General features: G+C 63.9%; 13 protein-coding genes. 6 read left to right on the forward strand and 7 right to left on the reverse strand.

Going from position 1 to position 20,717, the window contains the following annotated elements:
* Positions 1-2,025: DNA polymerase III subunit alpha (dnaE, locus tag F0Q45_RS15415; RefSeq protein ID WP_149654769.1), on the forward strand; the 2,025-nt coding region annotated here is incomplete at its 5' end.
* A gap of 28 nt (positions 2,026-2,053) precedes the next feature.
* Here the strand turns inward: dnaE and F0Q45_RS15420 are convergent.
* A complete protein-coding gene (locus tag F0Q45_RS15420) occupies positions 2,054-4,093 on the reverse strand; it encodes a PPE family protein (RefSeq protein ID WP_149654770.1) in 2,040 nt (679 codons plus the stop codon).
* Positions 4,094-4,385: 292 nt separating this feature from the next.
* On the opposite strand from F0Q45_RS15420, the gene fadD11 reads away from it, so the two are divergent.
* The gene (fadD11, locus tag F0Q45_RS15425; protein ID WP_149654771.1) at positions 4,386-6,212 is read left to right on the forward strand and encodes a fatty acid--CoA ligase FadD11; all 1,827 of its coding nucleotides are present in this window, start codon (positions 4,386-4,388) and stop codon (positions 6,210-6,212) included.
* On the forward strand, positions 6,209-8,101 hold the full coding sequence (locus F0Q45_RS15430; RefSeq protein ID WP_149654772.1) for a lysophospholipid acyltransferase: 1,893 nt from the start codon (positions 6,209-6,211) through the stop codon (positions 8,099-8,101). Before fadD11 ends, F0Q45_RS15430 begins: the two co-directional genes overlap by 4 nt.
* A gap of 4 nt (positions 8,102-8,105) precedes the next feature.
* On the opposite strand, the gene F0Q45_RS15435 is transcribed toward F0Q45_RS15430, so the two are convergent.
* The gene (locus F0Q45_RS15435) at positions 8,106-8,282 is read right to left on the reverse strand and encodes a hypothetical protein (protein ID WP_262491025.1); all 177 of its coding nucleotides are present in this window, start codon (positions 8,280-8,282) and stop codon (positions 8,106-8,108) included.
* Between the two features lie 62 nt (positions 8,283-8,344).
* Here F0Q45_RS15435 and F0Q45_RS15440 point away from each other — a divergent pair, with 62 nt between their 5' ends.
* Together F0Q45_RS15440 and ilvA are read left to right on the forward strand one after the other, a co-directional pair.
* A complete protein-coding gene (locus F0Q45_RS15440; RefSeq protein WP_149654773.1) occupies positions 8,345-8,782 on the forward strand; it encodes a nitroreductase family deazaflavin-dependent oxidoreductase in 438 nt (145 codons plus the stop codon).
* Positions 8,783-8,815: 33 nt separating this feature from the next.
* Positions 8,816-10,105, forward strand: coding sequence for a threonine ammonia-lyase (gene ilvA / locus F0Q45_RS15445; protein ID WP_149654774.1), 1,290 nt, complete (start codon positions 8,816-8,818; stop codon positions 10,103-10,105).
* Between the two features lie 70 nt (positions 10,106-10,175).
* On the opposite strand, the gene F0Q45_RS15450 is transcribed toward ilvA, so the two are convergent.
* Positions 10,176-10,820 carry a pyridoxamine 5'-phosphate oxidase family protein gene (locus F0Q45_RS15450; RefSeq protein WP_149654775.1) on the reverse strand — a complete coding sequence of 215 codons (645 nt, stop codon included), beginning with the start codon at positions 10,818-10,820 and terminating at the stop codon, positions 10,176-10,178.
* Between the two features lie 42 nt (positions 10,821-10,862).
* On the opposite strand from F0Q45_RS15450, the gene F0Q45_RS15455 reads away from it, so the two are divergent.
* Positions 10,863-12,185: an aminotransferase class I/II-fold pyridoxal phosphate-dependent enzyme gene (locus F0Q45_RS15455; protein ID WP_149654776.1), complete on the forward strand. Its 1,323-nt coding sequence runs from the start codon at positions 10,863-10,865 to the stop codon at positions 12,183-12,185.
* Positions 12,186-12,201: 16 nt separating this feature from the next.
* Here the strand turns inward: F0Q45_RS15455 and treZ are convergent, their stop codons facing one another.
* From treZ to F0Q45_RS15475, 4 genes are read right to left on the reverse strand one after another with little or no spacing between them, the layout of a single operon-like run.
* Positions 12,202-13,926 (reverse strand): malto-oligosyltrehalose trehalohydrolase, encoded by a 1,725-nt coding sequence (gene treZ, locus F0Q45_RS15460; protein ID WP_149654777.1) that lies wholly within the window; start codon positions 13,924-13,926, stop codon positions 12,202-12,204.
* Positions 13,919-16,225, reverse strand: coding sequence for a malto-oligosyltrehalose synthase (gene treY / locus F0Q45_RS15465; RefSeq protein ID WP_149654778.1), 2,307 nt, complete (start codon positions 16,223-16,225; stop codon positions 13,919-13,921). The genes treZ and treY overlap by 8 nt, the downstream gene beginning before the upstream one ends.
* Positions 16,226-16,228: 3 nt before the next feature.
* Positions 16,229-18,412, reverse strand: coding sequence for a glycogen debranching protein GlgX (glgX, locus tag F0Q45_RS15470; protein ID WP_149654779.1), 2,184 nt, complete (start codon positions 18,410-18,412; stop codon positions 16,229-16,231).
* A gap of 54 nt (positions 18,413-18,466) precedes the next feature.
* Entirely contained in the window at positions 18,467-20,629 is a 2,163-nt protein-coding gene (locus F0Q45_RS15475; protein WP_149654780.1) for an acyltransferase family protein, read from the reverse strand.
* Positions 20,630-20,717 lie beyond the last annotated feature (88 nt).

The following is a 20,717-nucleotide window of genomic DNA, read 5'->3' on the forward strand; positions in this document are numbered from 1 at the left end:
GCCGCCGAGGTCCGCGGCCTGATAGAGACTGATCCAGACGTGCGCACCATCTATCAGACGGCGCTCGGTCTGGAAGGCCTGATCCGCAACGCCGGTGTGCACGCCTGCGCGGTAATCATGAGCAGCGAGCCGTTGACCGAAGCCATCCCGCTGTGGAAGCGGCCGCAGGACGGGGCCATCATCACCGGCTGGGATTATCCGTCGTGTGAGGCCATCGGCCTGCTGAAGATGGACTTCCTGGGTCTGCGCAACCTGACGATTATCGGCGACGCCATCGAAAACATTAAGGCCAACAAGAGAATTGACCTCGACCTGGAATCTGTGCCGTTGGACGACAAGCCCACCTACGAATTGCTGGGCCGCGGCGACACCCTGGGGGTATTTCAGCTCGACGGCGGGCCGATGCGGGACCTGCTGCGCCGCATGCAGCCCACCGGCTTCGAGGACATCGTCGCGGTGCTCGCCCTGTACCGGCCTGGTCCGATGGGCATGAACGCCCACAACGACTATGCCGACCGCAAGAACAACCGGCAGGCGATCAAACCCATCCACGCCGAACTTGAGGTACCGCTGCGCGACATTCTCGCCGAGACCTACGGCCTCATCGTCTACCAAGAGCAGATCATGCGCATCGCGCAGAAAGTAGCCGGCTACTCGCTGGCCCGAGCCGACATCCTGCGCAAGGCGATGGGTAAGAAGAAGCGTGAGGTGCTGGAGAAGGAGTTTGAGGGCTTCTCCGAGGGCATGGAGGCCAACGGCTTTTCACCAGGTGCCATCAAGGCGCTGTGGGACACGATCCTGCCGTTCGCCGACTATGCGTTCAACAAGTCACACGCGGCCGGCTACGGGCTGGTCTCCTACTGGACCGCCTACCTCAAAGCCAACTATCCCGCCGAGTACATGGCCGGACTGTTGACCTCAGTGGGCGACGACAAAGACAAGGCCGCCGTGTATCTGGCCGACTGCCGCAAGCTTGGCATCACCGTATTGCCGCCCGACGTCAACGAGTCCGGACTGAATTTCGCGTCGGTGGGTGACGACATCCGCTACGGTCTGGGCGCAGTACGTAACGTTGGCGCCAACGTCGTCAGTTCGCTGATCCAAACCCGTAGCGGCAAAGGCAAATTCACTGATTTTTCGGATTACCTGAGCAAGATCGACATCTCGGCGTGCAACAAGAAGGTCACCGAATCGTTGATCAAGGCGGGCGCCTTCGATTCGCTGGGGCATGCTCGCAAGGGCCTTTTCCTAATGCACACCGACGCGGTGGATTCGGTGCTGGGCACCAAAAAGGCCGAGGCGATGGGGCAGTTCGATCTGTTCGGTGGCTCCAACGGGGAAGGCGCCGGGGACGCGGTATTCACCATCAAGGTGCCAGACGACGAGTGGGAGGACAAGCACAAACTGGCCTTGGAACGGGAGATGCTGGGCCTGTACGTGTCCGGGCATCCGCTCAACGGCGTCGCACACCTGTTGACCGCCCAAGTCGATACCGCCATTCCGGCGATCCTCGACGGTGATATTCCCAACGATGCCCAGGTGCGGGTGGGCGGTATTCTGGCCGCGGTGAACCGAAGAGTGAATAAGAACGGAATGCCCTGGGCATCAGCGCAATTGGAAGATCTCACCGGAGGAATCGAGGTGATGTTCTTCCCGCACACCTATTCCAGCTACGGCGCCGACATCGCCGACGACGCCGTGGTCGTGGTCAATGCCAAGGTTGCGGTCCGCGATGATCGCATCAGCCTCATTGCCAACGAGCTTGTGGTTCCTGACTTTTCCCACACCAAGGCCGACCGGCCGCTGGCGGTCAGCCTGCCCACCCGGCAGTGCACCTTCGACAAGGTGAGCGCGCTCAAACAAGTGCTGGCACGACATCCCGGCACGTCGCAGGTACATCTGCGACTGATCAGTGGAGACCGCATCACCACCCTCGAGCTGGATCAATCGTTGCGGGTTACGCCATCGCCGGCACTGATGGGGGACCTCAAGGCGCTGCTTGGGCCAGGGTGCCTGGGCGGTTAGCGGGGGGCTGACTCGGGCCACCCGGGCGCTAGTGGATCCATCCCGACACCCGATTGTCCCCGTTGAGAAACCCCGAGACCTCGTCGTCGAAGTTGGCGAAGCCCGACATCATATTGCCAAAGTTGAAGAAACCCGAGATCGACGTTCCTACGTTTACGAAACCCGAGTTGGACGCTGCGCCGGTGATCGTGGGTATCGAGTTTCTAAAGCCCGAAATATAGTCCCCGACATTGATGAAACCCGCGTTGTAGTTGCCGACGTTTGCCAGGCCAGAATTACCGGTGACAAATTCAGCGTGCTCGTCGCGGGCGTTGTTATCGGAGCCCGAGTTGAAGGTGCCGGCGTTTGCGTAGCCCGAGTTATTGGTGCCCGTATGCCCCCATCCCGAGTTCGCCACGGATTGATTGACCGAGTTGAACAACCCTGTATTGAGATCGCCCGAATTGACAAAGCCCGTGTTGATGTCACCTGAGTTGAAATAGCCGGTGTTCACGTTGCCCGAGTTAAAGTCACCTGTGTTGGAGTCACCCGCATTAAAGCTGCCCGTGTTTGTGTGGCCGGAGTTAAACAAACCCATGCTCCCGCTGGCCAGGGTTCCGCCGGAGTTTCCCATTCCGGTGTTGGTCGTGCCGGAGTTAAGCCAACCTGTATTGGTGGTGCCGGAGTTGAACCAGCCGGTACTAGTGGTGGCAGAGTTGAACCAGCCGGTACTGAGCTGGCCAGAGTTTCCGATACCCGTGCTGAGCTCACCGGAGTTGCCGAACCCTGAACTGCGGAGCGCCGAACTGCCGAACTCGACGCTCAGCGCCCCGGCGCCGCTGCCCGAGTTTCCCATGCCGATATTATCGTTACCCGAGTTAAAAAAGCCAATGTTGTTGTTACCCGAGTTGCCGAAGCCGATGTTGCCGATGCCCGAATTCAGGGCGCCAAAACCGATTTGATTGTCGCCGGTAAGCCCGAAACCAATGTTATTGCTGCCCTTGTTGGCGAAGCCGATATTGTTACTGCCTTTGTTGCCGAACCCAAAGTTTCCGCTCCCGAAGTTGCCACTACCAACGTTTGCGTCGCCGGTGTTCCCGTTGCCGAGGTTGGTGTTTCCGGTGTTGCCATAACCAAGATTTGCACTTCCCGTGTTTCCGCCACCAAGATTGAGGTTTCCGATGTTTCCGCTGCCGAAGTTAGCATTTCCGGTGTTTCCGCTGCCGAGGTTAGCACTACCGACATTACCGCCGCCTAGATTATAGCTGCCGATATTTCCCATGCCGCCATTGAGCGCACCGGTGTTTCCGCTGCCCGGATTAAAGCTCCCGGTGTTGCCGCCACCAAGGTTGAAACTACCGATGTTGCCGCTGCCGAGGTTCAGCATGCCCGTGTTGGCGTGGCCAAGGTTGGCGTCGCCAGTGTTGCCGCTGCCAAGGTTCAAGCCGCCAAGGTTGCCGAGGCCTAGGTTGCCGCTGCCGAAGTTGAGGCCGCCGAGAGTGATAATGCTCAAGTCGAGAGCCGGAAGTCCAGCGGCCGCAACGGGACCGCCGACCGAGCCCGCCATACTCGGCAACAGCCTCGTGAACGGCGTCAACGCCGAGGCGACTGCCGACGCCTCGCCGTAATACCCGAGCATCGCGACGACGTCCTGTGCCCACATCTCCTCATACACTCCTTCGGTGGCCGCGATAGCCGGGGCATTGATCCCCAAGAGGTTGCTCGCCACCAACGACATCAGCTGAGTCCTATTCACCGCCACTGCCGAAGGGCGCACCGTCGCCGCCAATGCCGCCTCAAACGCGGATACCGCCGATTGGGCGTGACCGGCAGCCAGCTCGGCGTGCTCCGCCGCCGCGCTGAGCCATCCCGCGTAAGACTGCGCAACCCCAGTCATCGCCGCCGCCGCCGGACCTTGCCAGGGTGCGGCCACCAGCGATGAGGTCACTGACGAAAATGACGTTGTCGCGACCCGCAGTTCACCGGCTAACCCGTCCCACGCCGACGCGGCGGCCAACATCGGCCCCGAGCCCGCACCGCCGAACATCAGTTCCGAATTTATTTCCGGCGGGAACACGGAAAAATTCATGACAACAATCCCCTCTGGTGCTCAGCTACGCCGAGCCAGCGGTACAACCGGGTCGGCGGCAGAGATCCTACGTATCGACGGGGGAAAAAGTCTGGAATCGGCGCACCGGATGGTGAAAGCTCGCCAAATTAACTCCTGAGAAACAACAAACTGTGCGCGCCGGCGTGGGTGTGGCTGCCAGGGCAACGGCCTCCGGCCCTGGCGGACTTTCGTGCCCCGTGATGGCAGTCGTACGCTCACCGATGGGTGAGCAGCGCTGATTCGGCGCGTCGGAGGCGGTAAGGAGAAACCGATGACCACAACTGAGCGTCAGGCCACGATGTGCGAGGCGTTTCAGCGAACCGCCGCGATCGATCCGGGCGCCGTGGCGCTGCGCACGCCCGGGGGCGGTGAGGCCCTGACGTGGCGTGAGTACGCTGCGCAGGTACGACAAGTGGCTGCCGGCCTGGCGGGCTTGGGAGTTCGACGTGGTGACACGGTTTCGCTCATGATGGCCAACCGCATCGAGTTCTACCCACTGGAAGTTGGCGCGCAACACCTTGGCGCCACGTCGTTTTCGGTGTACAACACACTGCCCGCCGAGCAGCTGACTTATGTGTTCGACAACGCCGGCACCAAGGTGGTGATCTGTGAACAGCAGTACATCGACCGCATCCGCGCCAGCGGTGCCCCGATTGAGCACATCGTCTGTGTCGACGGCGCGCCGGATGGCGCAATCTCGCTGCCCGACTTGTCTGCGGCTGCTCCCGCGGATTTCGATTTCGAGTCGACCTGGCGCGCTGTCCAGCCCGACGACGTCATCACGCTCATCTATACATCCGGTACTACGGGCAACCCCAAAGGGGTCGAGATGACCCACACCAACCTGCTGTTCGAGGGTTACGCCCTCGATGAAGTCCTCGGTATCAAATTCGGCGATCGGGTGACGTCGTTCTTGCCGTCCGCGCACATCGCCGACCGCATGACCGGCCTTTACCTCCAAGAGATGTTCGGCACCCAGGTCACCGTGGTGTCCGACGGGCGCGCTATCGCGGCAGCGCTGCCCGACGTGCGGCCGACCGTATGGGGCGCGGTACCACGGGTATGGGAAAAGCTAAAGACGGCAATAGAATTCACTGTCACCCGCGAAAAGGACGAGATGAAGCGTCAGGCGCTGCGCTGGGCGCTGTCGGTAGCCGCGAAGCGCGCCGGCGCTGTGCTGGCGGGCGAGCCGATACCTGACGCGGTGGCCGCCGAGTGGGCCAAGGCCGACGAGTTGGTGTTGTCCAAGCTGCGGGAGCGGCTAGGGTTCGGGGAGCTCCGGTGGGCGCTGTCGGGAGCAGCACCCATCCCCAAGGAAACGCTGGCTTTCTTCAGTGGGCTGGGTATCCCGATCGCCGAGATTTGGGGAATGTCCGAGCTAAGCTGCGTCGCGACCGCCAGCCATCCCGGCGACGCCCGGCTGGGAACCGTCGGCAAACTGCTTCCGGGGTTGGAAGGCAAAATCGCCGAGGATGGCGAATATCTGGTCCGCGGTCCGCTGGTGATGAAGGGTTACCGCAAGGAACCGGCGAAAACCGCCGAGGCGATCGACGACGACGGCTGGTTGCACACCGGCGACATCTTCGACGTCGACGTCGACGGCAATCTCAGGGTCGTTGACCGTAAGAAAGAGTTGATCATCAACGCTGCCGGAAAGAACATGTCGCCAACCAACATTGAGAACACCATCCTTGCCGCGTGTCCAATGATCGGCGTGATGATTGCCATCGGGGACGGACAACCGTACAACACCGCGCTCCTGGTCTTCGACGCCGACTCGGTGGGCCCCTACGCGGCCCAGCACGGGCTGACCGATGCCTCGCCCGCGGCCCTGGCAGCGGACCCCGAAGTGATCGCGCGGATTGCTGCCGGTGTGGCCGAGGGCAACGCCAAACTGTCCCGCGTGGAACAGATCAAGCGCTTCCGCGTGCTGCCCACCCTATGGGAGCCGGGCGGCGACGAGATCACGCTGACGATGAAACTCAAGCGTCGGCCGATCATGACCAAGTACGCCGCCGACATCGAGGAACTGTATGCGCCTGGACCGGCGCCGAACGTCCACGAGCCGGCCGCCTCGCCAACGGCGCAACCAGCATGACCGGCGGCGCGGCGGCGACGGCACGGGGTATCGGTCGCGTCGGGCTGCGAAAACTGCTGCAGCGCAGTGGAATCATCGACGAGTCGACCACGCCGCTGGCAACCGACCCGGACGAAGTCGTACAGCTGATGGGTGCCCGATGGTATGACGAGCGGCTGACCGCGCTGGCCCGCGAACTGGGCCGCGATCCGCACAGCGTCCGCGCTGAGGCCGCGGGCTACTTGCGGGAAATGGCGGCCTCGCTCGAGGAGCGGGCCGTAGAGGCCTGGCGCGGCTTTAGCCGCTGGCTAATGCGCGCCTATGACGTGCTGGTCGACGAAGACCAAATCGCCTCGCTGCGCAAGCTGGATCGCAAAGCGACGCTGGCGTTCGCGTTTTCGCACCGCTCCTATTTGGACGGCCTGCTGTTGCCGGAGGTGATCGTGGCAAACCGGCTCTCGCCGGCGCTCACCTTCGGCGGGGCCAACCTCAACTTCTTCCCGATGGGTGCCTGGGCCAAGCGCACCGGAGCGATCTTCATCCGACGCCAGACCAAAGACATTCCGCTCTACCGGTTCGTATTGCGGGCCTACGCCGCGCAGCTGGTGCAAAATCACGCCAACCTGACCTGGTCGATCGAAGGCGGGCGGACCCGCACCGGCAAGCTGCGGCCGCCGGTATTCGGGATCCTGCGCTACCTCGCCGACGCGGTCGACGAAATCGAGGGTCCGGAAGTGTATTTGGTTCCGACCTCGATCGTGTATGACCAGCTGCACGAGGTGGAAGCCATGACCACCGAGGCCTACGGCGCGGCGAAACGCCCCGAAGACTTGCGCTTCCTGATCCGGCTTGCGCGCCAGCAGGGCGAACGGCTCGGCCGGGCTTATCTGGACTTCGGCGAACCACTACCGCTGCGCAAACGCCTGGCGGAGTTGCGCGCCGACGAATCCGGCATCGGTACCGAAGTTGAACGTATCGCCCTAGACGTGGAACACCGCATTAACCGCGCCACGCCGGTCACACCGACTGCAGTGGTCAGCCTTGCGCTACTCGGAGCCGACCGCTCGCTATCGATCTGTGAGGTGCTGGACACGGTGCAACCGCTGGCGACCTACATCGCGGCGCGGCACTGGGCGGTAGCCGGCGCCGCGGACCTGACCAATCGCTCCACCATCCGATGGACGTTGCATCAGATGGTTGCTTCCGGAGTAGTGAGCGTTTACGACGCCGGCACCGAAGCGGTGTGGGGCATCAGGGAGGACCAGCACCTGGTCGCCGCGTTCTATCGCAACACCGCCATCCACATCTTGGTTGACCGCGCGATCGCAGAGATGGCGCTACTGGCGGCCGCTGAGGACTGCGAGACGGCGCAGAATAGCCCAGTTGCGCCGGCCACCGTGCGAGACGAGGCGCTGCGGCTGCGGGAATTGTTGAAGTTCGAATTCCTGTTTTCTGGACGGGCTCAATTCGAAAAGGACCTCGCCGACGAAGTCCGGCTGATCGGGCCGGTGGACGACATCACCAAAGCCGCCAACGCCCACGATGTGCGGCGGCTGTTGGAATCGGCTGACCTGCTCTTGGCGCACCTGGTGTTGCGTCCGTTCCTGGACGCCTACCACATTGTTGCTGACCGCCTGGCCGCCCAGGAGGACGACGTGCTCGACGAGGTGGCTTTCCTCACCGAGTGTTTGCAGGTGGGCAAGCAGTGGGAATTGCAGCACAGAATCGCCAACGCCGAGTCGAGATCGATGGAGTTATTCAAGACCGCACTCCGGCTGGCACGCCACCGTGAGCTCGTCGACGGGTCTGACTACGAGGACCTCGCACAACGCCGTCGTCAGTTCGCTGACGAGGTCGCAACGGCGATCCGACGGGTAAATGAGATCGCGATGCTAGCCAGAACGCGATGAGCGGTTAGCAGGAGCCCGCGCCATATTGAGCGCCAGTGCGACAACGAGTGCCCAGAAGCACCAGCGTGACCAACCCGGCGATCACGGCGTAGAGCTTGTGCCGCGGCCAGGGCACATCCGCGATGAGCACGTCGGCGCTGTTGGGAGCAGCGATCGAGGTCGATCGTCGGGTCGTGCTCATGAGTTTCAGCCTACCCGTTGCCCAGTTTTCGGTTAACCGAAGTGTTGCCTACAGTGGAACGCATGCCACTAGAAGGCGAATATGCCCCAAGCCCGCTCGATTGGTCGCGTGAACAGGCCGACAAGTACTCGGAATCGGGCGGAACCGAAGGCACAGAACTCAACGGAAAACCCGTCATCCTGCTGACCACTGTGGGAGCTAAAACCGGCAAGCTCCGCAAAACCCCGCTCATGCGGGTGGAACACAACGGCGAATACGCCATCGTCGCTTCCCTAGGTGGGGCCCCCAAGCACCCCGTTTGGTACCACAATGTCAAGAAAAATTCGCGGGTTGAGCTTCGGGATGGCAGCGCCACCGGCGACTACGACGCCCGCGAGGTATTCGGAGATGAAAAGGCTGCGTGGTGGGAGCGGGCCGTTGCGGTCTGGCCGGACTATGCGGAATACCAGAAGAGGACCGAACGGCAGATTCCGGTGTTTGTGTTGCGGCCAGTGACCTGAGTCGCTCCAGGGGAGGCATGGCACCATTGATCGGTGTCCGCCGAACTGAGCCAAAGCCCACGTGGTGTACCGCTGTGCGCGGCTGACATCGACAGCGCGGCGAAGCGGATTGCTCCGGTCATCACGCCCACACCGTTGCAACTGAGCGATCGATTGTCGGCGATCACCGGCGCGACGGTCTACCTCAAACGCGAAGACCTGCAGGTCGTGCGCTCATACAAGTTGCGCGGCGCCTACAACCTGCTCGTGCAGCTGTCTGATGACGAGCTGGCCGCCGGCGTGGTGTGCTCCTCGGCGGGCAACCATGCGCAGGGCTTCGCTTTTGCCTGCCGGTCATTGGGTGTGCATGGCCGTGTCTATGTTCCTGCCAAGACACCCAAACAAAAACGCGACCGGATCCGCTATCACGGTGGAGAGTTCATCGAGCTCATTGTGGGCGGGTCGACCTACGACCTGGCCGCCGCGGCGGCGCTGCAAGACGTGGCACGCACCGGCGCCACGCTGGTACCACCGTACGACGACCCGCGCACCATGGCCGGGCAAGGCACCATCGCCGTCGAAATCCTTGCCGCGCTCGGCCCGATTGTCCAAGAACCCGACCTGGTGGTAGTGCCCGTGGGCGGCGGCGGCTGCATCGCCGGGATCACGACCTACCTTGCCGAGCGGACGACCAACACGTCGGTGTTGGGCATCGAGCCCGCTGGCGCCGCAGCCATGATGGCTGCGCTGGCCGCGGGCGGGCCGGTGACGCTGGATCATGTCGACCAGTTCGTCGACGGCGCCGCGGTGAGCCGGGCGGGCACACTGACCTACGCCGCGCTGGCTGCTGCCGGTGACATGGCGACCATTACCACCGTGGACGAGGGCGCGGTGTGCACCGCGATGCTCGACCTCTATCAACACGAAGGCATCATCGCCGAACCGGCCGGCGCGCTCTCGGTCGCCGGTTTGCTGGAGGCCGACATCGAACCCGGGTCCACCGTGGTGTGCCTGATCTCGGGCGGCAACAACGACGTCTCCCGGTATGGCGAGGTGCTGGAGCGCTCGTTGGTGCACCTGGGCCTCAAGCACTACTTTCTGGTGGACTTTCCGCAGGAGCCGGGTGCATTGCGCCGGTTTCTCGACGAGGTGCTCGGTCCCAACGACGACATCACCTTGTTCGAATACGTCAAGCGCAATAACCGGGAGACCGGCGAGGCGCTGGTGGGAATCGAGCTGGGCTCAGCCGCTGACCTGGATGGCCTGTTGGCCAGGATGCAGGCGACGGGGCTGCATACCGAAGCCCTCGAGCCCGGGTCGCCGGCTTACCGCTATTTGTTGTAGTCCCTGGCGTCGAACGTCGACTTGTTGGGCCGGAACCGCGTAACTTGCCCCAACAAATCGACGTTCGCCGCTAGCGTAGGTATGTCGGCAGTGGGGTAGCAAGGTCGAGATCGACGGCTGGCTGCGGTGTTTGGGCCGTGAGGGTCAAGGGCACCACCCCGGCCCAATGTGGAAGCGCACAGTCTTCGGGATCATCTACCGGACCGCCGCTGCGCACCTTCGCCGAAACTTCCGCGAGGCCGAGGGCAAGCACCGCCGTCGCGGCAAGTTCACGCCGGGTAGGTGGCCGACAGTCGACACTGCGCCCGGGCCGGATGTGGTCCAGCAGCGCACGCAGGACTTGCAGCTTCTGCTCGCGGTCGTCGACTAGATGCGCGGTGCCCATCACGACGGCCGAGCGATAGTTCAGGGAATGATGCATCGCCGAGCGGGCCAGCACCAGGCCGTCGACAAGGGTGGCGGTAACGCAGACCGGCAGCCCTTCGGCCTTGGCGGCGAGCATCGGCCCGCTGCCGCTGGAGCCGTGGATGTACAGGGTTTCGCCGCAGCGCACGTGCATCGTCGGCAATACCACCGGCCGACCGGCGCGGATGTACCCGAGGTGGCAGGTCAACGCTTCATCGAGGATCTGATGAACGGTCTCGCTGTCGTAACGTGCGCGGTGCGGGTAGCGGGTGGGGGTAGTTCCCGGCTTCGGGTGGTATGCAAGGACCATTCGGCGGGGCCTTCGATTCTGTACTAGTACATAATAGCGATTGTGCCAGCGCAATATAGGGTAACGGGTACGGGTGCCGAATCCATAGCCAGCAGCGTCGAAGAGGCCATCTCAGGAGGCGGCCTCGCGCCCGGTGACCCATTGCCGCCGATCCGGGAAGTGGCCGGCCAGCTCGGCGTGAACCCCAACACGGTGGCCGCCGCCTACCGGTTGCTGCGCGATCGCGGTGCCGTTGAAACTGCGGGGCGGCGTGGTACCCGGGTGCGGTATCGTCCGGCAACTACGCCCCGGTCCCTACTCGGCCTGGAGGTGCCGGTGGGCGCCCGGGACTTGTCGACCGGCAACCCGGATCCGGCGTTGTTGCCGATCACCACGGCGCGATTGCGGTCCAGTTCGACGCCCCTGCTGTACGGACAGTCGGCGATGTCGAGCCAGTTGGTCCACTACGCGCGCGCCGCGCTGACCGCGGATGCCGTCCCGGCCGACCACCTCGCGGTAACCAGCGGGGCACTCGACGGTATCGAACGGGCGCTGACCGCGCACCTGCGACCCGGCGACCGAGTAGCCGTCGAGGATCCGGGCTGGGCTAATCTCTTGGATCTTCTTGCGGCACTGGGACTTACCGCTGAGCCGGTGCGGGTCGACGACGACGGACCGCTGGTTGCCGACTTGGCCCGGGCGCTGGGCCGTGGCGTGCGGGCGCTGGTGGTGACTAGTCGTGCGCAGAATCCGACCGGGGCGGCGTTGTCGGCGCATCGCGCCGGGGCACTGCGCAAGCTTCTGGCGGGCCGAACCGAGGCGCTGCTGCTGGTCGAGGACGACCACTGCGCCGGCATCGCCGGCGCGCCGCTGCACACTCTGGCCGAGTCGACTGCCCATTGGGCGTTTGTGCGATCGGCATCGAAGGCCTATGGCCCGGACCTCCGAGTGGCGCTATGTGCCGGTGATCGCCGGACCGTCGAGCGGGTACAGGGACGGCTGAGCCTCGGGCCGGGCTGGGTGAGCCACCTGCTGCAGGATCTCGCAGTGTCGTTGTGGTCGGACGCGGCGGCATCGCTGCTGATACGTAAGGCAGAACGGCGCTACGCGGACAGCCGCCTGCGGTTGTGCGCCGCGCTGGCCGCCCGGGGTATTCCGGCCCGCGGCCGGTCCGGGCTTAACGTGTGGATTCCAGTGCCCGACGAGACGATAGCGATCACCCGCCTGCTCAACACCGGCTGGGCGGCGGCACCCGGCTCGCGTTTCCGGATCGCGACCCCACCCGGATTGCGCATCACCATCGCCGACCTGACGGTTGGCGAGATCGATCCGCTTGCCGATTCGATCGCGGAGGCCGTGCGCATTGTTGGTCGTCCCACCGTGTGAAGGTCTGCGAGCGCCCTTAGCCGCAGCGGAGGATGGCGACTGAATGCCCTTCCAGCGCGGTGTCATTGGCGCTGATTGTCGGCTCACCCCAGGCGAGTACCACTTCTCCGGTGACTGGCACCTGCACCGGCTCGGCGCCAAGGTTGCACGCGATGCGCAACCGGCCCCGGCACACGGTGATCCAGCGTTCCTCTTCGTCGTAGTCGACCGTGAGGTGCTCCAGCCAGGGATCGGCCATATCGGGGTCGTGGTGCCGCAGCGCGATGAGATCGCGATAGAAGCGCTGCACGTCAGCGTGTTCGCCGGAATGGATCTCGTCCCACTTCAGCTTGGAGTGCTGAAACGTCTGCGGGTCCTGCGGGTCGGGGATCTCGTCGGCAGCCCAGCCGTGTTCGGCGAACTCGGCCTTACGCCCCTGCGCGGTAGCCTTGGCTAGCTCAGGTTCGGGATGTGAGCTGAAAAACTGGAACGGGGTGGACGCTGCCCACTCTTCGCCCATGAAAAGCATTGCCGTGTAGGGTGACCCGAGTGCAAGCGCGGCTTTGATGGCCAGCTGGCCGGTGGTCAGGTTTTGTGACGGGCGGTCTCCGAGGGCCCGGTTGCCGACCTGGTCGTGCGTACAGGTGTAGGCGAGCAGCTTGGTCGCCGGTATCGACGAGACATCCAACGGCCGTCCGTGACGATGATGCCGGAACGACGAATACGTGGCAGCATGAAAATAGCCGTGGCGCAGCGTCTGCGCCAACGTGGCTAACGAACCGAAGTCTGCGTAATATCCCTGGCGCTCGCCGGATACCGCGGTGTGGATGGCGTGATGGATATCGTCGGACCATTGTGCGGTGATGCCGTAGCCACCGCGTTCGCGCGAGGTAATCAGCCGTGGATCATTGCGGTCGCTTTCGGCGACCAGCGACAGCGGACGGCGCAGCTGCTTTGATAGCCAATCGGTTTCGGTGGCCAGTTCCTCGAGGATATGGATAGCGGTGGTATCCACCAGCGCGTGCACGGCGTCGAGGCGCAGCCCGTCGGCGTGGAAATCGCGCATCCAGCGCAGCGCGCAACCAATGATGTAGCGGCGCACCTCGTCGGAGTCGGCATCGGCGATGTTGATGCCTTCGCCCCACGGGTTGCTCGCCGACGACAAGTAAGGGCCGAACCGGGGCAGGTAGTTTCCGGACGGGCCCAGGTGATTGAACACCGCGTCGATCAACACGCCCAAACCGCGGGCGTGGCAGGCGTCGACGAACCGGACCAGGCCGTCGGGCCCGCCGTAGGGTTCGTGCACGCTGTACCACAGCACGCCGTCGTACCCCCAGCCCTGGTTCCCTGCAAACGAATTCACCGGCATCAGCTCGACGACGTCGATCCCCAGATCGACCAAGTAATCCAGCTTTTCGATAGCCGCATCGAAGGTGCCGGCACCGGTGAAGGTGCCCAGGTGCAACTCGTAGATCACAGCGCCCTCGACTGAACGGCCCGGCCAACTGCTGTCGGTCCAGGTCGCATCGGCCGGGTCCCACAGCTGCGAGCGAGCGTGCACCCCGCCGGGTTGCCGTGGCGATCGCGGATCGGGCAACACGGTGGCGTTGTCGTCGAGCAAGTATCCGTAGCGCGCATGCGGTGGCGCCTCCACCTCGGCGTGCCACCAACCGTCGTCCGTGCGTGTCATCGCGTGCACCTGGCCATCGACGTCGAGGCGTACCAGAGCAGGTATGGGTGCCCAGACCCGAAACTCAGTCACGGTTGCGCTCCAGCAGCACAACGGGCAGGTCTGCGAACAATTCAGCGGCCGATGCCGGCCCGCTGACCATCGCGCCGGACAGCGCGTCGGTCCAAGGGCCATCGGGCAGCGGCACCACCGTGTTACCCCAGCCTGTTGCGGCCAGCCGCACGGTCCAGCGGGCCACGGCGACCAAGATGTCGCGGCCCTCCCAGCCGCGGCGAAACGCCACCACATGATCACTGGCATCGCCGCTGGCGAGCACGGGAAGGTAGGCACCACGCAGGAAGCAGTCCGGACGGGAGCGCCGTAGCCGCAATGCCGTGGTAACGACCCGGATTTTGGGGTGCCGCAATGCTTTTAGAGCGGTGCGGCGGGCAGCGTAGTCGACCGGCCGGCGGTTGTCGGGGTCAACCAGGCTGTCGTCCCACAGCTCGGTGCCCTGGTACACATCGGGTATCCCGGGCACCGTCAACGCGAGCAGCTTCTGGCCCAGCGCATCACTTGCCGCATGGGGGTGGAGCTGGGCAACGAGTTCGGTCAGCTGGCCGGCCACCGGACCGTCGAGCACCGTATCTAGCCACCGGTGCACGGCGATCTCGAAATCGGTGTCCGGGTCGTTCCACGAGGTATGCCAGGCCGCTTCCCGGATAGCCTTCTCGGCGTAACCGTGCAACCGGTCGCGGAGCTGGTCGGTCACCACACCGCTCACCGGCCACACACCGAAGATGTTCTGCCACAGGAACTGTCCCGTCGTCGGATCGGGGGAGGGGACCTGAAGCTCCCAACGCGCAACGAACTCGGCCCAAAGCGACGGAACTTGGGACAGCACTCCGACCCGGGCTCGCACATCCTCACCGCGTTTGGTGTCATGGGTGGTCAGCGTCGTCATCGCCTGCGGCCACATCCGGGCGCGGGTGGCGGCGCTCTGATGAAACTCCGCCGCGCCGACACCAAAACGGTGCGGTTCGCCGCCCACCTCATTGAGCGACACCAGCCGCGCATCGCGATAAAAATAGCAGTCTTCGCTAGCCTTGGCGGTCACCGCGCCGCAGAGCTGCTGCAGCCGGGTGGCCGGCTCGCCGCCGCGGGCCAGCGCCGCGGCGATCACTTGCAGCGCAGCACCCAATTCCGGGGACTGTGCTTGGGTTTGGGCCAGCGCGGTGGGCATAATCGCGGCTAGTCCCGGGTAGTCGCTGCGGTAGACGCCGATACGGGTGAGCAGCGCGGCCACCGCCTCGGGTAGCAGCCGATGGTCGGCTCCGGTTGCGGCCACGACGCTGCGCCGCAACCGGCGCAGCTCGCTGGCCAACGTGTCGGTAGCCGCGCCGATTTTGAGGTCGGCCAACATCGCCGGCATCGCGAGATAGTCCAGCCCGGCGGACTCGACCAGCGCGGTGAGCGCTGCGGCACCATTGGGATCGATGAAGAGTCCACCTAATTCCCGTAGCATGTCGTAACCGGTGGTGCCGGCTACCGGCAAAGTGGGTTCCAGCGCCTCATCGACGGCGAGGATCTTCTCGATCACAATCCAGGCGTCGGGGCCCAGCAATGCTCGCAGCCAGGCCAGGTAGCCGCACGGATCGGACAAGCCGTCGGGGTGGTCGATGCGCACGCCGTCGACGAGTCCCTCGTCAAACCACCGGGCGACTTCGGCGTGGGTGGCGTCGAATACCGCGCGATCCTCCTGACGCAGCCCGGCCAGCGAGGTAATGGAGAAGAACCGGCGATAACCGCAGATTCCGTTGCGCCAGCCCACCAGCCGGTAGTGCTGGCGGTCGTGCACCTGCGGGCCAGTGCCGTCTGCGGTACCCGGCGCTATGGGCAAGACCAGCTCACCCAACCGCAACCGATCTCCGTCGACTTTGAGATCGGCGACATCGCCGTCGGAACCCAATAGCGGCAGCACAATTCGGCCGTTCTCGGCAAGGTCCCAATCGATGTCAAAGTAGCCGGCGTAGGCCGAGGCGCGGCCGCACCGCAAGACGTCCCACCACCAGGCGTTCTGCTCGGGCGGGTCGATCCCCATATGATTGGGCACGATGTCAACCACCAGGCCCATGCCGCGCGCGCGGGCCGCTTTCGATAACCGAGCCAGGCCCTCCGGACCGCCCAGCTCGGGCGACACCGTCGTGGGGTCGGTGACGTCGTAGCCGTGGCTCGACCCGGTGGCCGCGGTCATGATCGGCGACAAGTACAGATGCGAAACCCCGAGATCATCGAGGTAGTCCAAGATGTTTTCGGCATCGGCGAAAGTGAACGCAAATCCGCTCGAGGCGCCGCGCAGCTGCAGCCGATAGGTGGAGGAACGTAACACCATGCGTCACAACGTCTTACGAAGTACGAGCAGCGACCGCGCAGGCACCAGGGAGGGCTCGTCGGCATTCACAACCTGGTCAGACTCGCCCACCGAGTCATTGGTGTCCAGCTCCACGGTCCACTCTTGGGCGTAGCTGCCGTGCGGCATCACGAATTCCACGGGTTCGTGGTGGGCGTTGAAGCACAACAGGAATGAATCATCGACAACGCGTTCCCCGCGGGCATTGGGTGCGGTGATCGCGTCGCCATTGAGAAACACTGCTACGCACTTGTGAAAGCCCTTGCCCCAATCCTCGTGTGTCATCTCTCGGCCATCAGGTGTCAGCCAGGCGATATCGCGAACCTCGTCGCCGGTACGAATTGGCTCGCCTTCGAAAAACCTGCGGCGGCGAAATACCGGGTGATTTCTGCGTAGGGTAGTCACCTTGCGCGCGAAGGTCAGCAGATCGGAATTCTTGTCCAACAACGACCAGTCCATCCAGGACACTTCAGAGTCCTGGCAGTAGACGTTGTTGTTGCCGCTTTGGGTGCGGCCGATTTCGTCGCCATGCGCGATCATCGGCGTACCTTGGCTGACCATCAGCGTTGCCCAGAAGTTACGCATTTGGCGGCGGCGCAGCGCCACGATGTCGGGGTCGTCGGTGGGGCCTTCCACGCCGCAGTTCCACGACCGGTTGTGGCTTTCCCCGTCGCGGTTGGCTTCGCCGTTGGCCTCGTTGTGCTTTTCGTTGTACGACACCAGATCATTGAGCGTGAACCCGTCATGAGCGGTGACGAAGTTGATGCTGGCGCTCGGCCGCCGCCCGGTCGCCTCGTAGAGGTCCGACGACCCGGTCAGCCGGGAGGCGAACTCGCCGAGGGTCGCGGGCTCGCCCCGCCAATAGTCACGCACAGTATCCCGATACTTCCCGTTCCATTCCGTCCACAAACCGGGAAAATTGCCGACCTGGTAGCCGCCTTCGCCGACGTCCCACGGTTCAGCGATCAACTTGACTTGGCTGATCACCGGATCTTGCTGCACCAGATCGAAGAACGCGCTCAATCGGTCTACGTCGTGCAGCTCGCGGGCCAGGGTGGCGGCCAGGTCGAAGCGAAACCCGTCGACGTGCATTTCGAGTACCCAGTAGCGCAGCGAATCCATGATCAGCTGCAACACGTGCGGGTGGCGGGCGTTGAGGCTGTTGCCGGTGCCCGTGTAGTCCTTGTACAACCGCAGGTCGGTGTCGACGAGCCGGTAATACGCAGCGTTGTCGATGCCGCGAAAGTTGATGGTCGGCCCGAGATGATTGCCCTCAGCGGTGTGGTTGTACACCACGTCCAGGATGACCTCGATGCCGGCGTCGTGCAGGCTGCGCACCATGGACTTGAACTCGGCCACCGCACCGCCGGGCTGCCGGTTCGCCGCGTATTGGCTGTGCGGTGCGAAGAAGCTAAAGGTGTTGTAGCCCCAGTAGTTTCGCAAACCCAGATCCAATAGCCGCGAGTCGTGCAGGAACTGGTGCACTGGCATGAGTTCCAGGGCGGTGACGTTGAGCGACTTGAGGTGATCGATGATCACCGGGTGGGCCAGCCCGGCGTAACTGCCTCGGAGTTGCTCAGGGATGCCCGGATGAGTCTGGGTCATGCCCTTGACGTGAACCTCGTAGATGACCGTCTCGTTATACGGAGTCATCGGTGCCCGGTCGTACCCCCAGTCGAAGAACGGGTTGATCACCACGCTGGTCATGGTGGAGCCGAGCGAGTCGACCATCGGGGGAGTGCCGGGGTCGGCCGAAACTCCCGCAGGGTCGGCTGCCTTCATGTCGTAGGAGAACAGTGCCTGTCCGAAGCTGAACTCGCCGTCGAATGCCTTCCCATAGGGGTCGAGCAGCAGTTTGCTGGGGTCGCAGCGGTGCCCGGCGGCTGGATCGAAGGGTCCGTGCACACGGAACCCGTAACGCTGGCCCGGGATGATGTTGGGCAGATAGGCGTGCCAGACGTATCCGTCGACCTCGTCCAGGGAAAACCGCGTTTCGCTACCGTCGTCAGCGATCAAGCACAACTCAATCTGCTCGGCGATTTCGGAGAACACCGAGAAGTTGGTGCCGGCTCCGTCATAAGTGGCCCCGAGCGGGTACGGGTTGCCGGGCCACACGGTGGGCAGTGTGGGTCGGCTCTCGCCTGAGCGTGCGGCGTTGTTCGGCGACATGGCTTGACCTTATCCGCGTTGGGTGCTGGCTCGGGTGTTTCCCAGAACGGGAAATCACCACCAGCCGGTGATAGCTGCGATGTGGCGGCCCAGCTCCGGAGCCATGGTCCGCATGTAAGTAGGCGTCAGATGGTGCGAGTCACGGTAGATCAGCACATTTCCTTCCACCGCCCGGCAGATGTCCGCGCGACATATCGCGTCGGACATATCAATTGGCTTGAGCAGCGGGAACTGCGTCACGAAGTCCAGGGTGGAGTTGTAATCGGAGAGCACATCGGACCGTTTGATCCCGCAGGACTGGCCGGTGCCGCCCTTGGCCAAACAGTCCGCCGGTTTGAAGGGTTGGCCGTCTTTGACCATCCAAGGGGTGTCGCGGATGGCGAGGATAGGAATGTTGTTGTCGGACAACGTTTGCCAGATCCCGATGTAGGTGGCCGGCATCACGTCGCCAGGTTTGATGTTCCACGGCCGCGTCGACGTGGTGAACACGTAGTCGGGACGGTCGGCGACCAGCTTTTCCAGTGTTGTCTGAACCCACTCGCGGCATTGCGGATATGGGGCGTTGTTGCCCATGACCAGCGGGACTTCCTCAGTGGACAGCGGGCAGCCCATCTTGAGGTAGGTCACCACCTTGAAATGGTGCAGACGTCCGAGAAGGTCCAGAGCGGGCAGCCAGTGTTCGGCGTGCGACCCGCCGGCCAGCGCGATGGTCCGCGGCGCGTCCTCGTCGCCGTAGGTGCAGTTGACCATCGCTGGGTTGACGAAATCACTGATACAGCCATCGCGGGTGGAGGCCGGGAGATCGTCTTTGACTTCGAGCACGGTGGGCCGCATCCGCAGCGTGGGCACCCGGGCGTGATTAGTCAGGGCGCGGGCGCCGGGATAGTCGTTGGCGGGCAGACCGCTGAGCTCCTTGCCGGAGGCGCGTTCGACGATGACGTGCTCGCGCCAGCTAAAGGAGGTCGCCGTCAAGGTGACGCCTAGCAGCGCCACCGCAGATCCCAGCGCAATCGTCGGTCGGCGTATGCGCGCTTGCCAGGGCGGTGCCGAGGTAGCCGCCTTCGCGGGCGCGGCGGGCGCGTGGTACCGCAACGGATCCTCGATATGGCGATAGGTCAGGTAGGCCAGCACCCCTGATACCAGCAAAACTGCTGCGCCGTCGAGAAAGTTGGCGTGGCGATGGCCGGTGTAGGAGAGCCAGAAGATAAGCAGCGGCCAGTGCCACAGGTAGAGCGAATAAGCCATCGCCCCCAACGTCACCAGCGGCCCAACCGCCAACAGTCGGTTCGGCAACGCCAGCCGATTGCTGGTGCTCGGTAGGGCCTGCCGATTGGCGCCGGCGATGATCATCAGCATCGTGGCGCCGACGGGCACCAGCGCCCACGGGCCGGGGAACTCCTTGACACCGTCGATGAGGGCGCCGCAGGACAAGATCAACGCCAGCGCGACCGAGGCGGCCACAGTGCGCAGCCACATGGGCCAGCGGACGTACGGCACCACGGCACCCATGAGCGCTCCCAGCAGCAACTCCCATGCTCGTGCGAAGCTGTCGTAGTACGCGCTCGCCTGGTTGGCCTGGTGGGCGGCGATGGCGTAGCCGAACGATGCGAGGGTGAGCCCGCTCAGCAGCATCACGAATAAGGTGCGCAAATGGGATTTGAATCGTCGCCGAAACATGTAGGCACATCCGGCGACCAGAAGCAGGAACGCTAGGTAGAACTGGCCTTGCACGGACATCGACCAGATGTGCTGCAGTGGGCTGACGGCTTCGCCGGCGCGCAGGTAGTCCGACGCCGATTTGGCCAGTTCCCAGTTCTGGTAGTAGCCCAGGCTGGCCAAGCTTTGGTCGGCGAACATCTCCCAACGAGTCTGAGGTTGCACCATGACGGTGAGTAGCGCGCACCCGGCGAGGACGACCACCAGAGCGGGCAGCAGCCGGCGGACCAGCCGGATCACCTCGGTGACCGGCGATAGCGTCGCATCCGGGTTGAGGGCCGCGCGCAGAATCTTGCCGCCAAAAAAGAAGCCCGATAACGCCAGGAATACGTCCACACCGCCGGAAACCCGACCAAACCAGACGTGAAACACCGCGACGAGCGCGATCGCAACACCGCGTAAGCCGTCGAGATCGTGCCGGTAGAAGCCGGTCGTGCGCGTCCCCATTGCGACCGGAACCGCGGTGGTGACCGGTGGCGGAGGCGAGGACGGCGTCTTCATGATCGACCGCTAATTTACCGAAACCCGCCACCCGGCCCCTCGTTGCGCAGCGAGGTATCAGGTGGCGGGTTCGAGACAGCCCGTGCAG

The organism is Mycobacterium simiae, from assembly GCF_008370645.1.
GTDB classification, from domain to species: domain Bacteria; phylum Actinomycetota; class Actinomycetes; order Mycobacteriales; family Mycobacteriaceae; genus Mycobacterium; species Mycobacterium simiae_A.